The organism is Oceaniradius stylonematis, assembly GCF_003149475.2.
GTDB classification, from domain to species: domain Bacteria; phylum Pseudomonadota; class Alphaproteobacteria; order Rhizobiales; family Rhizobiaceae; genus Roseitalea; species Roseitalea stylonematis.
Window position 1 is genome coordinate 34245 of record NZ_QFWV02000009.1, and the last position, 14787, is coordinate 49031.

The 14787-nt window shown below is 64.2% G+C and carries 14 protein-coding genes; 13 read left to right on the forward strand and 1 reads right to left on the reverse strand.

Features of this window, described 5'->3' with window-relative positions; translation table 11 throughout:
• Positions 1-60 precede the first annotated feature (60 nt).
• The 5 genes from DEM25_RS16455 (at position 61) to DEM25_RS16475 (ending at position 6183) form a co-directional block, all read left to right on the forward strand.
• The gene (locus tag DEM25_RS16455) at positions 61-1356 is read left to right on the forward strand and encodes a sugar ABC transporter permease (protein ID WP_196780424.1); all 1296 of its coding nucleotides are present in this window, start codon (positions 61-63) and stop codon (positions 1354-1356) included.
• 2 nt (positions 1357-1358) lie between these two features.
• On the forward strand, positions 1359-2129 hold the full coding sequence (locus tag DEM25_RS16460; RefSeq protein WP_109768437.1) for an ATP-binding cassette domain-containing protein: 771 nt from the start codon (positions 1359-1361) through the stop codon (positions 2127-2129).
• A complete protein-coding gene (gene xylB / locus DEM25_RS16465) occupies positions 2129-3565 on the forward strand; it encodes a xylulokinase (RefSeq protein WP_109768436.1) in 1437 nt (478 codons plus the stop codon). Before DEM25_RS16460 ends, xylB begins: the two co-directional genes overlap by 1 nt.
• Entirely contained in the window at positions 3565-4869 is a 1305-nt protein-coding gene (gene xylA / locus DEM25_RS16470) for a xylose isomerase (RefSeq protein ID WP_109768435.1), read from the forward strand. The genes xylB and xylA overlap by 1 nt, the downstream gene beginning before the upstream one ends.
• Before the next feature lie 111 nt (positions 4870-4980).
• The gene (locus tag DEM25_RS16475; protein ID WP_109768473.1) at positions 4981-6183 is read left to right on the forward strand and encodes an acyl-CoA dehydrogenase; all 1203 of its coding nucleotides are present in this window, start codon (positions 4981-4983) and stop codon (positions 6181-6183) included.
• Between the two features lie 173 nt (positions 6184-6356).
• Here DEM25_RS16475 and DEM25_RS16480 read toward each other — a convergent pair whose 3' ends face one another.
• On the reverse strand, positions 6357-6998 hold the full coding sequence (locus DEM25_RS16480) for a TetR family transcriptional regulator C-terminal domain-containing protein (protein WP_375565565.1): 642 nt from the start codon (positions 6996-6998) through the stop codon (positions 6357-6359).
• A gap of 134 nt (positions 6999-7132) precedes the next feature.
• Between DEM25_RS16480 and DEM25_RS16485 the strand changes: the two genes are divergently transcribed.
• The 8 genes from DEM25_RS16485 to DEM25_RS16520 all read left to right on the forward strand — a co-directional run bounded on the left by DEM25_RS16485 (position 7133) and on the right by DEM25_RS16520 (position 14764).
• Entirely contained in the window at positions 7133-8635 is a 1503-nt protein-coding gene (locus tag DEM25_RS16485) for a CoA-acylating methylmalonate-semialdehyde dehydrogenase (protein ID WP_109768434.1), read from the forward strand.
• A 19-nt stretch (positions 8636-8654) separates the two neighbouring features.
• Positions 8655-9908, forward strand: a complete 1254-nt coding sequence (locus DEM25_RS16490) for a Zn-dependent hydrolase (protein WP_109768433.1) — start codon at positions 8655-8657, stop codon at positions 9906-9908.
• A 124-nt stretch (positions 9909-10032) separates the two neighbouring features.
• The gene (locus tag DEM25_RS16495; protein ID WP_120222791.1) at positions 10033-10212 is read left to right on the forward strand and encodes a hypothetical protein; all 180 of its coding nucleotides are present in this window, start codon (positions 10033-10035) and stop codon (positions 10210-10212) included.
• Complete coding sequence (locus tag DEM25_RS16500; RefSeq protein WP_109768432.1) at positions 10206-10556, forward strand: type II toxin-antitoxin system PemK/MazF family toxin; 351 nt, start codon at positions 10206-10208, stop codon at positions 10554-10556. The genes DEM25_RS16495 and DEM25_RS16500 overlap by 7 nt, the downstream gene beginning before the upstream one ends.
• Before the next feature lie 6 nt (positions 10557-10562).
• A complete protein-coding gene (hydA, locus tag DEM25_RS16505) occupies positions 10563-12014 on the forward strand; it encodes a dihydropyrimidinase (protein WP_109768431.1) in 1452 nt (483 codons plus the stop codon).
• Between the two features lie 9 nt (positions 12015-12023).
• Positions 12024-12821 carry an ABC transporter ATP-binding protein gene (locus DEM25_RS16510; protein ID WP_109768430.1) on the forward strand — a complete coding sequence of 266 codons (798 nt, stop codon included), beginning with the start codon at positions 12024-12026 and terminating at the stop codon, positions 12819-12821.
• Between the two features lie 195 nt (positions 12822-13016).
• Positions 13017-13895, forward strand: a complete 879-nt coding sequence (locus DEM25_RS16515) for an ABC transporter permease (protein WP_109768471.1) — start codon at positions 13017-13019, stop codon at positions 13893-13895.
• On the forward strand, positions 13892-14764 hold the full coding sequence (locus DEM25_RS16520) for an ABC transporter permease (RefSeq protein ID WP_245412955.1): 873 nt from the start codon (positions 13892-13894) through the stop codon (positions 14762-14764). The genes DEM25_RS16515 and DEM25_RS16520 overlap by 4 nt, the downstream gene beginning before the upstream one ends.
• Positions 14765-14787: the final 23 nt, after the last annotated feature.

Sequence of the window (14787 nt, forward strand, 5' to 3'; positions counted from 1 at the left end):
CCCGCTCTCTCCCGCGCGCCGATGCGCGGGGGAGGGCGCCCTCATTTCCGGAGTTAGGCCGTGAGCGACAGCCCCGCCCTGCCGAAAGCCGCGCCCGGCATGCGCAATCTTGCGCGGACGCTTGAGATCGACACCCGTCTTCTGGGCATGATCGGCGCATTCATCGCGCTGTGCCTGGTGTTCCATTTCCTGACCGACGGGCGGTTTCTGACGCCGCGCAACATCTTCAACCTGACCATCCAGACCGTCTCCGTCGGCATCATGGCGACCGGCATGGTGTTCGTCATCGTCACGCGGCACATCGACCTGTCGGTCGGCTCGCTGCTGGCGACCTGTTCGGCGATGATGGCGATGACCCAGACGCTGGTGACGCCGGAATGGCTGGGGCTCGGCCTCAACCACCCGCTGACGGCGCCGGCCGCGATCGTCGTCGGGCTCGGAACCGGGATCGTCATCGGCGCCTTCCACGGCTGGCTGATCGGCTATCTGGGCATTCCGGCCTTCATCGTCACGCTGGGCGGGCTTCTTGTCTGGCGCAACGTCGCCTGGTATCTGACCAACGGGCAGACGATCGGCCCGCTCGACGGCAATTTCCAGCTCTTCGGCGGCATTGGCGGCACGCTGGGCGAAACCTGGAGCTGGGTCTTCGGACTGATCTGCGCAGCGGCGGCGCTCTATGCGATCTGGCAGTCGCGGCGCAACAAGATCAGCCACGATTTTCCGGTCAAACCGCTGTGGGCGGAAATCGCGCTGGGCGCGCTCGTGACCGCCGCGATCCTCGGCTTCATCGCCATCCTCAATGCCTACCAGATCCCGGAACGCCGGCTGGAGCGCATGTTCGAGGCGCGCGGCGAGGTGCTGCCGGAGGGCTTCACCGCCGGATACGGGCTGCCGATCTCGGTGCTCTTGCTGATCGCGGTCGCGGTAACGATGACGATTATCGCCAACCGCACGCGGCTTGGCCGTTACATCTTTGCCACCGGCGGCAATCCGGACGCGGCTGAACTGTCGGGCATCAACACGCGCCTCTTGACGGTTAAAGTGTTCATCATGATGGGCATTTTGTGCGCGATCAGCGCGGTCGTCGCCTCCTCGCGCCAGACGTTCCATTCCAACGACATCGGCACGCTGGACGAGTTGCGCGTCATCGCCGCCGCCGTCATCGGCGGCACGGCGCTGGCCGGCGGGGTCGGCACGATCTACGGGGCGATCCTGGGTGCGCTCATCATGCAGTCGCTGCAATCGGGCATGGCGATGGTCGGCGTCGATGCGCCGTTCCAGAACATCGTCGTCGGCACGGTTCTCGTCGTCGCCGTCCTGATCGACACGATCTACCGCAAGCGGACGGGAGACTGACCATGGCCGACACGATCGATCGTTCCGGCACGCCGCTTGTGGAGATGCGCGACATCTCGATCGCCTTCGGCGGCATCAAGGCTGTCAACCACGTCTCCGTCGATCTGTTTCCGGGCGAGGTGGTCGGGCTTCTCGGCCACAATGGCGCCGGCAAGTCGACGCTGATCAAATGCCTTTCGGGCGCCTACCGGATGGATGCGGGCGAGATCTTCATCAATGGCGACAAGGCGGCGATCAACAATCCGCGCGATGCGCGGCGCTACAACATCGAGACCATCTACCAGACGCTGGCGCTTGCCGACAATCTGGACGCCGCCTCGAACCTGTTTCTGGGCCGCGAGCTGACAACGCCGGTGGGGCTTGTCGACGATGCGCGCATGGAGGCCGAAACCCGTCAGATCATGGGCCGGCTCAATCCGAACTTCCAGAAGTTCTCCGCGCCGGTCTCGGCGCTTTCGGGCGGCCAGCGCCAGTCGGTGGCGATCGCCCGCGCGGTCTATTTCAACGCCAGGATCCTGATCATGGACGAGCCGACCGCCGCGCTCGGGCCGCAGGAAACGCGCATGGTCGCCGACCTGATCGACGAGTTGAAGCGACAGGGTCTGGGCATCTTCCTGATCGATCACGATGTGCACCAGGTCAAGGAACTGTGCGACCGGGCGGCAGTGATGAAGAATGGCGAACTGGTCGGCGTCGTCGATGTGGACTCGGTCTCGGTCGATGACATTCTGGCGATGATCATCGCCGGCAAAAAGCCGCAAATGGCAGCGTGATGTATATCGGTCTCGACCTGGGCACGTCCGGCCTCAAGGGGCTGGTCATCGACGAGCGCCAGTCGGTCGTCGGCGAGGCGCATGAGGCGCTGACCGTGTCGCGCCCCCATCCGGGCTGGTCGGAGCAGGCGCCGAGCGACTGGCTGGCTGCAGCCGAAAGCGTTCTCGATCAACTTGCCAAGGCGCACGACCTGTCCGCCGTGCGGGCGATCGGCCTTTCGGGCCAGATGCACGGGGCGACGCTGCTGGACGCGTCCGATGCCGTCTTGCGGCCCTGCATGCTGTGGAACGACACGCGCAGCCACGAACAGGCGGCGGCGATGGATGCCGATCCCGAGTTCCGCGCGGTGACGGGCAACATCGTCTTTCCCGGATTCACCGCGCCCAAGGTCGCCTGGGTGCGCGACAATGAACCCGACATTTTCGAACGCATTGCCAAGGTGCTGCTGCCGAAGGACTATCTGCGCCTGTGGCTGACGGGCGGCTATCATTCCGACAAGTCGGATTCGGCCGGAACGGCGTGGCTCGACACGGGCAAGCGCGTCTGGTCGAAAAGACTTCTGGCCAAGACGGGTTTGGGCATGATCCACATGCCGGCACTGGTCGACGGAAGCGATGTGACGGGCAAGCTGCGCGCCGAGATCATGGACCGGTGGGGCTTGTCTGGAGACTGTGTCGTCGCAGGCGGCGGCGGCGACAATGCCGCGTCGGCGATCGGCGCCGGCGTTACTGAGGCAGGCGAGGCGTTCGTGTCGCTGGGCACGTCGGGCGTGCTGTTTGCGGCATGCGATGCCTATGCGCCGGCGCCGGAGACCGCAGTCCACACATTCTGTCACGCATTACCCCGTACCTGGCACCAGATGGGGGTGATCCTGTCCGCGACCGACGCGCTCAACTGGTATGCATTGCTTGTGGGCGATGATCCCGCCGCGCTGACCGGCGCGCTCGGCGATCTCGCCGCGCCGGGCCGGACGCTGTTCCTGCCCTATCTTGGCGGCGAGCGCACACCGCACAATGACGCCGCCGTGCGTGGCGCGCTCATCGGGCTCGAGCATGCCAGCGACCGCGACGCGGTCACCCGCGCCGTGCTCGAAGGGGTCGTTCATGCCGTACGCGACTGCCGCGACGCGCTGGCTGCGACGGGCACCCGGTTCGACCGGCTTCTGGCTGTCGGCGGCGGCGCCAAATCGGACTACTGGCTCAAGGCGCTGGCGACATCGCTGGCAGTGCCGATCGACGTACCGGTCGCCGGCGATTTCGGCGGCGCGTTTGGCGCCGCGCGCCTTGCGATGATGGCTGCCGGCGATCTCGATGCGTCGGGCCTGAACCCGCCACCGATCGCCAAGACGGTTGATCCCGATGCGGCGCTGGCCGACGCGTTCGCCGGCGCCCATGTGCGCTATCAAACCGCCTATGCCCAGACGAGGATGCTGTGATGAGCGACTTCTTCAAAGGAATCGAGCCGATCCGGTACGAGGGACCGGACGGCGCCAACCCGCTGGCTTACCGCCACTACAATGCGGACGAAGTGGTGATGGGCAAACGGCTGGAAGACCATTTGCGGTTCGCGGTCGCTTGGTGGCATTCGTTTGCCTGGCCGGGCGGCGATCCGTTCGGAGGCCAGACATTCGAGCGGCCATGGTTCGGCGACACGATGGAGTTGGCCAAGCTGAAAGCCGACGTGGCCTTCGAGATGTTTGCGATCCTCGGCCAGCCGTTCTTCTGTTTCCACGATGCCGATATCCGCCCCGAGGGCGACGGGTTTGCCGGCAATACGGCCAACCTTGAGGAGATGGTCGACTATATTGGCGCCAAGATGGAGGCGGTCGGCACAAAGCTGCTCTGGGGCACGGCGAACCTGTTCTCGCACCGGCGCTACATGGCCGGCGCGGCCACCAACCCCGATCCGGACGTTTTCGCTTTCGCGGCGGCGACGGTGAAGACCTGCATGGATGCGACGCACAAGCTCGGCGGCGCAAACTATGTCTTGTGGGGCGGCCGGGAGGGCTATGAGACGCTTTTGAACACCGACCTTGCGCGCGAGGACGCCCAGCTTGGCCGGTTCATGAACATGGTGGTCGAATACAAGCACAGGATCGGTTTTGACGGCACGATCCTGATCGAGCCCAAGCCGCAGGAGCCGACCAAGCACCAGTACGATTATGACGTCGCGACGGTCTTCGGTTTCCTGAAGCGCCACGGGCTGGAAGACGAGATCAAGGTCAATATCGAGCAGGGACACGCGATCCTCGCCGGTCATTCGTTCGAGCACGAGATTGCGCTTGCCACGGCGCTCGGCATTTTCGGTTCGATCGACATGAACCGGAACGACTACCAGTCCGGCTGGGACACCGATCAGTTTCCGAACAACGGGCCGGAGGTGACGCTCGCCTATTACGAAATTCTCAAGGCGGGCGGTTTCACCACGGGCGGCACGAATTTCGACGCGAAACTCCGCCGCCAGTCGCTCGATCCCGAAGACCTGATCGCGGCGCATGTGGGCGGCATGGATGTGTGCGCCAAGGCACTCAAATCGGCGGTGGCGATGCTCGAAGACGGCACGTTGGAGCGGCTGCGCGCCGAGCGGTATTCGGGCTGGGATACGGACGACTCCCGGGCGCTGTTGAATCACGCCACGCTCGAACATTGCGAAGAATGCGTGCGGGACCGGCCGATCGACCCCCAACCGCGTTCGGGCAGGCAGGAGCGGCTCGAGAACATCGTCAACCGGTTCGTGTGAACCTGCCGCGCCATGCATGGCCGGTGTGCCATCCATGTGGGAGGGGTATTGCGCGGTCGGGTGCGGCGGGTCTAGGTGGAGGCAAATCGCCAAAACCACGGGGTTCCGCCGATGCTCCAGCCCGCCAAACCCGACCTTTCACCGTTCGACTGGGAAGATGCGTTCCGGCTCGAGGACCAACTGACCGACGATGAGCGGATGATCCGCGATGCGGCGCGCTCCTATGCCGCCGACCGGCTGCAGCCGCGCGTGATCGACGCCTATCGCGAGGAGACGACCGATCCGTCGATCTTCGCCGAGATGGGTGAGATGGGGCTTCTGGGCGTGACAATCCCGGAAGAGTATGGCGGTGTCGGCGCGGGCTATGTCTCCTACGGGCTTGTCGCCCGCGAGATCGAGCGGGTGGATTCAGGCTACCGGTCGATGATGAGCGTGCAATCCTCGCTCGTCATGTATCCGATCCACGCCTACGGCTCGGAGGAGCAGCGGACGAAATATCTGCCGAAGCTGGCTTCGGGCGAATGGATCGGTTGTTTCGGCCTGACCGAGCCGGACGCCGGCTCCGATCCGGGCGGGATGAAGACCGTCGCCAGAAAGACCGCCGATGGCTATGCGCTGTCGGGTTCGAAAATGTGGATCTCCAACGCGCCGATCGCCGACGTGTTCGTGGTCTGGGCGAAATCGGAAGCCCATGGCGGCAAGATCCGCGGCTTCGTGCTCGAAAAGGGGCTGAAAGGGCTGTCGGCGCCCAAGATCGGCGGCAAGCTGTCCCTGCGCGCCTCGATCACCGGTGAGATCGTCATGGACAATGTCGAGGTGGGCGAGGATGCGCTGCTGCCGCATGTCGAAGGGCTGAAAGGCCCGTTCGGCTGCCTCAACCGGGCGCGTTTCGGCATTTCCTGGGGCGTGATGGGCGCCGCCGAATTCTGCTGGCACGCGGCACGGCAATACGGGCTCGACCGGAAACAGTTCGGAAAGCCGCTGGCGCAGACGCAGCTCTTCCAGAAGAAGCTTGCCGACATGCAGACCGAGATCGCGCTGGGCCTGCAAGGCTCATTGCGGGTCGGGCGGCTGCTGGACGAGGGCGAGGCGGCGCCGGAGATGATCTCACTGGTCAAGCGCAACAATTGCGGCAAGGCGCTCGATGTGGCGCGCATGGCGCGCGACATGCATGGCGGCAACGGCATCTCCGAGGAGTTCCAGGTGTTCCGCCACATGGCCAACCTTGAAACCGTCAACACCTATGAAGGCACGCACGACGTGCACGCGCTGATCCTTGGCCGCGCCCAGACCGGATTGCAGGCGTTTTTCTGACGGCGTTCCAACCTCCCCCTTGAGGGGAGGTCGGCGAGTGCCGAGCCAAGCGAGGCAGAGCCGGGTGGGGGCCTATGTCAGCTGCGGCCTTTGACTGTCACCCCCACCCGCTCAACCAGCGCAAGCTCGGTTTCGCGTGCCTCCCCTCAAGGGGGAGGCGGGGCGCCCGCCACCTACCGCGGCCTGATCCCGTTCAGCAGGATCGACAGCACCGCATGGGCGACCTGCTCGCTGAAGCCGGGCTTTTTGGCCTGCTTGCCCAGGATAGCCTGAACCTGCACCTCGAAATCGGCATAGTGCTGGGTCGTCGCCCAGATGGTGAAGATCAGGTGGTAGGGGTCGACCGGCGCGAGCCGGCCCTGGTCGATCCAGGTGCGGATGACGGCGACCTTTTCGTCGACCAGCGCCTTGAGCCGTGTCGACAGGAACTCGCCGACGAGCGGCGCACCGCGCTGGACCTCATTGGCGAACAGCCGTGAGGCTTCCGGGTTCTGGTCCGACATCTTCAGCTTGACGGTGATGTAGCGGCGCAGTTCCTCGATCGGGTCGCCGTCCGGATCGATCGCATCGAACGGATCGAGCCAGGCTTCGACCGTCTGCTCGATGGCCGAACGGTAGATCTCCTCCTTGGAGGGGTAGTAATAGAGCAGGTTGGTCTTGGACATGCCGGCACGCTCGGCGATGCGGTCGACGGTGGCGCCGCGATAGCCGTCGGTCGAAAAGACATCGAGGGCGGCCTGCATGATCAGGGCACGGTTTTCGGTCTGGATACGGCTCTGCTTGCCGCCATTGGACCTTGCTGCGCTTTGAGCCAATTTCCGCCCCTGCAATGATTAAAAGTTGATGTTTTTGATCAATTTAAATACCGTCTTGACCATGGTCAATCGCTCCCATAGCGTCCAAATTTGACCAGTTAGTCAAGAATTTTCCAAGTCTGCCAAGGTGACCCATGAGCGCTGCCAACGAGATCATTCACAACGCGATCGGTGGCGCGCCGGCGCCTTCGGCATCGACGCGGCGCCAGCCCGTCTTCAATCCCGCAACCGGCGAGCCGGTCGCCGAACTGCCGCTGTCGACGGTCGACGAACTGGATGCGGCGGTTCAAGCGGCCAAGGCCGCGCTGCCCGGCTGGGCCGCGATGCCGCCGCTCAAGCGGGCGCGTTTCTTGTTCAAGTTCAAGGAACTGCTCGACGCCCGGGCCGCCGACATCGCGCGTGCGATCTCGCGCGAGCACGGCAAGACCCATGACGATGCGCTGGGCGAAGTGGCGCGCGGCATCGAAGTCGTCGAGTTCGCCTGCGGCATTCCGCATCTTCTGAAAGGCGAATTCTCCCGCAATGTCGGCCCGTCCGTCGATACATTCTCGGACCGGCAGCCGCTTGGCGTCTGTGCCGGCATCACGCCGTTCAATTTTCCGGCCATGGTGCCGCTCTGGATGTATCCGGTGGCGGTCGCCTGCGGCAACACCTTCATCCTCAAGCCGTCCGAGCGCGACCCGTCCGCGCCGATGCTGGTCTATGACCTGTTTCGCGAGGCCGGCTTCCCGGACGGTGTGCTCAATGTCGTCCATGGCGACAAGGTCGTCGTCGATGCGATCCTCGATCATCCCGACATCAAGGCGGTCTCGTTCGTCGGCTCGACGCCGATCGCGCAGTATGTCTATTCGCGGGGGACCGCGGCCGGCAAAAGGGTTCAGGCGCTGGGGGGCGCCAAGAACCACATGGTGGTGATGCCGGACGCGGACATGGACAAGGCGGCCGACGCGCTGATGGGCGCCGGCTACGGCTCGGCCGGCGAGCGCTGCATGGCGATCTCGGTTGCCGTTCCGGTGGGCGAAAAGACCGCCGACGCGCTGGTCGAGCGCCTCAAGCCGCGCGTCGAGAGCCTGAAGATCGGCCCGTCGACCGACGCGGACGCGGACATGGGGCCGCTGGTGACCAAGGACGCGCAGGAGCGTGTGCTTGGCTACATCGACAAGGGCGTCGAGGAAGGCGCCGATCTGGTCGTCGACGGGCGCGGCTTCTCGCTGCAGGGCTATGAGGACGGCTATTTCGTCGGCGGCACGCTGTTCGACCGCGTGACCACCGACATGACGATCTACAAGGAAGAGATTTTCGGGCCGGTGCTGTCGGTCGTGCGCGCCAAGACCTATGACGAGGCGACCGCGATGATCGACGCCCACGAATATGGCAACGGCACCGCGATCTTCACCCGCGACGGCGACACGGCACGCGACTTCTGCGACCGGATCGAGGTCGGCATGGTCGGCGTCAACGTGCCGATCCCGGTGCCGGTGGCCTATCATTCGTTCGGCGGCTGGAAGCGGTCGCTGTTCGGCGACCATTCGATCTACGGGCCGGAGGGCGTTCGCTTCTACACGCGCCTGAAGACGATCACCCAGCGCTGGCCCGAAGGGATCAAGGACGGCGCGGTGTTCACCTTCCCGGCATAAAAGAGGACAGGAGCGCGACATGCCCGCAGCACCCGGCGAGAACCTTCGAATCAATGGCGACCGGCTGTGGGATTCGATCCACGCCATGGCCGAGATCGGCCCGGGCATTGCGGGCGGCTCCAACCGCCAGACCGTGACCGACGAGGACGCCGAAGGCCGCCGCCTGTTTCAGAAATGGTGCGAGGATGCCGGCCTGACGATGGGTGTCGATCAGATGGGCACCATGTTCATGCGGCGCGAGGGCACCGACCCCGACGCGCTGCCGGTCTATGTGGGATCGCACCTGGACACCCAGCCGACGGGCGGGCGCTATGATGGCGTCCTGGGCGTTCTGGCCGGGCTCGAGATCGTCCGCACGATGAACGATCTCGACATCACGACCAAACACCCGATCGTCGTCACCAACTGGACCAACGAGGAAGGCACGCGCTTCGCACCGGCGATGATGGCATCTGGCGTGTTTGCCGGCGTGCTCGACCAGGCCGATGTCTACGGACACACCGACGCCGAGGGCAAGAAATTCGGCGACGAGTTGGAACGGATCGGCTGGAAGGGCGAGGAGAAAGTCGGCGACCGCAAGATGCATGCGTTTTTCGAGCTGCATATCGAGCAGGGGCCGATCCTCGAGGCCGAAGGCAAGGACATCGGCGTTGTCACGCACGGACAGGGCCTGAGGTGGATCGAGTGCACGGTGACCGGCAAGGAAAGCCACACCGGCTCGACGCCGATGCCGATGCGCAAGAATGCGGGTAGGGGTCTCGCGCAGATCACCGAGCTGGTCCATGACATCGCCATGTCGAACGCGCCCAACGCGGTCGGTGCGATCGGCCATGTCGATGTGTATCCCAATTCGCGCAACATCATTCCGGGCAAGGTGGTGTTCACGGTCGATTTTCGGAGCCATGAACTCGACACGCTGAACGCGATGGTCGAGCGGCTGATGGCCCAGGCGCCCAAGCTCTGCGAGCATATCGGCGTCGCGTTCGAAGCCGAGATCGTCGGCCAGTTCGACCCGCCCGCCTTCGATGAGGAATGTGTGCGGATGATCCGCGAAGCGGCCGAGCGGCTCGGTTATTCGCACATGGACATCATTTCGGGGGCCGGACACGATGCCTGCTGGATCAACCGCGTCGCGCCGACCGCCATGGTCATGTGCCCCTGCGTCGACGGGCTGTCGCACAATGAGGCCGAGGACATCACCAAGGAATGGGCCAAGGCCGGCGCCGACGTCCTGTTCCACGCGGTGATGGAAAAGGCGGAGATTGTGGGGTGAACGTGGCCGCCATGGCTCACCGAATAAACAATTGAGGGGGTACGGATGACCACCACCATCATCAAGAACGGCGCCATCGTCGCCACCTTTTGCGCGTGATAGGCTGTTCGCCGAGGAGCCGGACATGGACCCGAAAGAACGCAAGTATGAAACTGTCACCGCTCATCGGTTGAGTTTGACCGAGGAGGAATGGAAGCGCGAAGGCGAAATCATCCGCGCGGCTGATGAACGCGACGGAACGCTGGAGCTCCTCGATGCGCTTCTGGACGACATGCTCGATGATGAACCAAACTACGAATGGTAAAGCGCGGTACGATTGTCCTGATGGTTGCTTCACGCGCATACAATAAGGTTCGACCTGCCGTGGTCATCCAATCGGATGCGAGCACAGACCATTTCGACAGTTTGACGCTTTGTTTGGTCACGTCGGAGCCGTCAGAGGGTTCTGCGCTGCGCGTCCCGATAGAGCCGACCACGAGAAACGGTTTGAAGCGCAAAAGCTGGGTTCAGACCGAAAAGATCGTCACGATCCCGCAACTGGAAACGCGCCGCGTGATCGGTGAAGTTGAACCGAACCAGATGCGTGAGATTGACATTGCGCTTGCCACACATCTCAACCTCTACGCCCTTGCGCCAAGCCAGGAGTGAACCCGCATGACCACCATCATCAAGAACGGCACCATCGTCACCGCCGACCGGACCTACAAGGCCGATGTGAAGGTCGAAAACGGGGTCATCGCCGAGATCGGGCAGAACCTGTCGGGTGGCGAGGAACTGGATGCGACCGGCTGCTACGTCATGCCCGGCGGCATCGACCCGCATGTGCATCTCGAAATGCCGTTCATGGGCACCTATTCGTCGGACGACTTTGAGTCCGGCACCCGCGCCGCGCTCGCCGGCGGCACGACGATGGTGGTCGATTTCTGCCTGCCCAACCCCGAACAGTCGCTGCTGGAGGCGCTGCAGCGCTGGGACAACAAGTCGACCCGCGCCAATTGCGACTACTCGTTCCACATGGCGATCACCTGGTGGGGCGAGCAGGTGTTCAACGAGATGGAGGACATCACCAAGCGCGGCATCAACACCTTCAAGCACTTCATGGCCTACAAGGGCGCGCTGATGGTGAACGATGACGAGATGTTCGCTTCGTTCCGCCGCTGCGCGGAACTGGGCGCGCTGCCCCTGGTGCACGCCGAAAACGGCGATGTCGTCGCCGATCTGCAGGCGAAGCTGCTCGCCGAGGGCAATGATGGCCCCGAAGGCCACGCCTATTCGCGGCCGCCGCAGGTGGAAGGGGAAGCCACCAATCGCGCGATCATGATCGCCGACATGGCGGGCGTGCCGGTCTACATCGTCCACACCTCCTGCGAGGACGCGCACGAGGCGATCCGCCGGGCCCGGATGGCCGGCAAGCGCGTCTATGGCGAACCGCTGATCCAGCATCTGACGCTCGATGAGAGCGAATATTTCGACAAGGACTGGGACCATGCGGCGCGGCGCGTCATGAGCCCGCCCTTCCGCAACAAGCAACACCAGGATTCGCTTTGGAACGGGCTGTCGTCGGGCTCGCTGTCGGTCGTTGCCACCGACCATTGCGCCTTCACCACCGAGCAGAAGCGCAACGGCGTCGGCGATTTCACGCAGATTCCGAACGGCACGGGCGGGCTCGAGGACCGGATGCCGATGCTGTGGACCCATGGCGTCAACACCGGCCGGCTGACGATGAACGAGTTCGTCGCCGTCACCTCGACCAACATCGCCAAGATTTTGAACGTCTATCCCAGGAAAGGCGCGATCCTCGAGGGTGCGGACGCCGACATCGTCGTCTGGGACCCCTACAAGGAAAAGACCATCTCCGCCGACAGCCAGCAGTCGGCCATCGACTACAACGTCTTCGAGGGCAAGCATGTGAAGGGCCTGCCGCGCTTCACGCTCACCCGCGGCAAGGTGGCCGTCCACGATGGCGAGGTGCGCACCGAGGAGGGCCATGGCCAGTTCGTCGAGCGTCCGCCGAACAACCCGGTCAACACCGCGCTGTCGACCTGGAAGGAACTGACCGCCCCGCGCAAGATCGAGCGCACCGGCATTCCGGCAAGCGGGGTCTGACCGGCTCCGATGCTTTCGCCATCCCCGCAATCCGAAACGGTCATCTCCGCCGACAGCCTCGATCTTGTCTTTGAGACCAATGACGGGCCGGTGCATGCGCTGTCGGACATCTCGCTCGATATCGAAAAGGGCGAATTCGTCTCGCTGATCGGCCCCTCGGGCTGCGGCAAGACCACGCTGCTGCGCGTCATCGCCGATCTTGAACACCCGACCGGCGGGACGATCACGGTCAACGGATTGACGCCGCACGAGGCGCGGCTGAAGCGCGCCTATGGCTATGTGTTTCAGGCCGCCGCTTTGTTTCCGTGGCGATCCATCGCCGACAATGTCGGCCTGCCGCTCGAAGTGATGGGTCTCGACAGGGCCGAGCGCGACAGGCGCGTCAGCGAAAATCTCGAACTGGTCGATCTGGCCGGGTTCGAGAAGAAGTTTCCCTGGCAATTGTCGGGCGGCATGCAGCAGCGCGCCTCGATTGCCCGCGCGCTCGCCGTGCAGCCGGACATGCTGCTGATGGACGAGCCGTTCGGCGCGCTCGATGAGATCGTGCGCGACCATCTCAATGTGCAGCTGCTGAAGTTGTGGGCGGCGACGCACAAGACCATCGTCTTCGTCACGCACTCGATTCCCGAGGCGGTGTATCTCTCCACCAAGATCGTGGTGATGAGCCCCCGGCCGGGCCGCATCCACGAGGTGATCGATTGCGATCTGGGCGACGAGCGGCCGCTGGAGGTGCGCGAAACGCCTCAGTTTCTGAAGATCGCCCATCAAGTGCGCGAAGGGCTGGCTGCGGGGCATGCCTATGAGTGAGGGCAGGGCGGCGTATACCCCCACCCTTCATCCCTCCCCACAAGGGGGAGGGAGGACATCGGCACCTCGCGACCTCGCCGGTTTGCGAGCCAGGTTTGATCGTGCAGAAATGAGCACGGCGTTGATCTCTTCCCTCCCCCTTGTGGGGAGGGATGAAGGGTGGGGGTTTGGCTCTTCGACGGGGGCAGCGCCATCATGATCCGCACCCGCATCCTGCCCATCCTCACCGTCGTCGCGGCGATCATCGCGGTCTGGTATGCGTTCGCGGTGATCCTCAACGCCCCGTTCGAGCGCAACGCCGCCGAGCGGGCCGGCGAGACGATCGGCTTCGCCGAAATCCTGCCCAAGACCATGAGCCAGCAGCGGCCGGTGCTGCCGGCGCCGCACCAGGTGGCGGTGGAAATCTGGGAAACGACGGTCGAAAAGAACATCACCTCCAAGCGCAGCCTGATCTACCACGCATGGGTGACGCTGTCGGCGACGCTGCTCGGCTTCATGATGGGCACCGCGCTCGGCATCCTTCTGGCCGTCGGCATCGTGCATTCGCGCGTCCTCGACAAGTCGATGATGCCCTGGATCATCACCTCGCAGACGATCCCGATCCTGGCGCTGGCGCCGATGATCATCGTTGTCTTCAATTCGGTCGGCGTGACCGGCCTTCTGCCCAAGGCGCTGATCTCGACCTATCTGAGCTTCTTTCCGGTGGCGGTCGGCATGGTGAAGGGGCTCCGTTCGCCCGAAACCATGCACATGGACCTGATGCACACTTACTCAGCCAACCGGGCGCAGACCTTCTGGAAGCTGCGCTGGCCGTCCTCGGTGCCGTTCCTGTTCACCTCGATGAAGATCGGCATCGCCGCCAGCCTCGTCGGCGCGATCGTCGGCGAACTGCCGACCGGCGCGGTGGCGGGCCTGGGCGCGCGGCTTCTGGCCGGGTCCTATTACGGCCAGACCGTGCAGATCTGGTCGGCGCTGATCGTCGCCGCTGTGCTGGCCGGGCTGCTCGTCGGGCTGATCGGCTGGATTGGCGGCTGGCTCAACCGCCGCATGGGCGTCAGGGAGGCGCGGGCGTGACCAACACGGCCATCCTCATTGCCGCGATCGTCTTCTGGCTGGCGGCCTGGTATGCCAACACAAGGCTCGCCGCCCTGCGGCCCGAACGCGGGCCGATGGTCACGCTTGTCAATCTCGCCATCCCGGTGCTGTTCGGCGCGGCGATCCTGGCGCTCTGGGAAGGGATCACACGCGGCTTCGGCGTGCCGACCGTCATCCTGCCGCCGCCATCGATGATCTGGGAGCGCATCATTTCGTCAGTGCCGACGCTCTGGGCCGATTTCCAGCAGACCTATCTCAAGGGCGTCGTCTCGGGCTATCTGATCGGCTGCTCGCTCGGCTTTCTCGTCGCCGTCCTCGTCGACCGCTCGCGCTTCTGGAAGGCCGGCGTGATGCCGATCGGCAATCTCGTCTCCGCGCTGCCCATCGTCGGCATCGCGCCGATCATGGTGATGTGGTTCGGCTTCGACTGGCAGTCCAAGGCCGCCGTGGTCGTCGTGATGACCTTTTTTCCGATGCTGGTGAACACGGTCGCCGGCCTGGATGCGGCCGGGCACATGGAGCGCGATCTGATGCACACCTATGCGTCGACGCGCACGCAGTCGCTCATCAAGCTGCGGCTGCCGGCGGCGATGCCGTTCATCTTCAACGCCTTGAAGATCAATTCGACGCTTGCGCTGATCGGTGCGATCGTCGCAGAGTTTTTCGGCACACCCATTGTCGGCATGGGCTTCCGCATTTCGGCGGAAGTGGGCCGGCTCAATGTCGACATGGTGTGGGCCACGATATTCGTCGCCGCGCTTGCCGGCTCGCTCTCCTACGGCGCGATTGCGCTGGTCGAGCGGTCGGTGACATTCTGGCATCCGTCCATGCGAAGCGAGCGGCCATAAAACGGGATGACGGGTGCCGACAC